Annotated in this window: 1 protein-coding gene; it reads left to right on the top strand. The window is 71.2% G+C overall.

The window, feature by feature from the left end; translation table 11 throughout:
• A partial coding sequence (locus tag ACFDR6_RS36320) for a DUF5801 repeats-in-toxin domain-containing protein (RefSeq protein ID WP_375861384.1) occupies window positions 1-542 on the top strand: 542 nt, incomplete at both ends.

Below are 542 nucleotides of genomic sequence, written 5' to 3' on the forward strand. Positions count from 1 at the left end.
GACGACGGTCCGGCGGTGACGGCGGTTGTGAACGCGCAGGCGCAGGTGGTGCTGGACGAAGGCAACACCAATGCGGGCTCGCCGCCGGTGAGCACGCCGGCGACGATCGCGCTGCCGGTCGGCTATACGGCGGGCGACGACCTCAATGTCGGCGGCACGGGCTACATCTCGCAGGCGTCGAGCGGTGGCGCGCTGGTGACGGTCACCCCGGCGTTCGGGGCGGACGGCGCGGCGGCCGGCGGCGGCATCGGCTATGCGTTCTCGGCGGTGGCCGGCGCATCGGGCGTGACGCTGACGGACGGCACGCAGGTCAACCTGGTGCAGATCTCCTCGACGCTGGTGCTTGGCGTGGTGGCTGGCCAGCCGACCACGGTTGCGTTCGCGATCTCGATGGACGGCACGACGGGCGCGGTCACGGTCGAGCAGTACCTGTCGCTGCGCAACCCGACCGGGGGAGCGAGCTATGACGAGACGACGAGCCTGACCAACGGCGCGCTGTCGGTGATCGTGACGGTGACGGACGGCGACAACGACACCGCCTC

Origin of the sequence: Bradyrhizobium tunisiense (assembly GCF_042263385.1) — a bacterium.
Lineage (GTDB): Bacteria > Pseudomonadota > Alphaproteobacteria > Rhizobiales > Xanthobacteraceae > Bradyrhizobium > Bradyrhizobium tunisiense.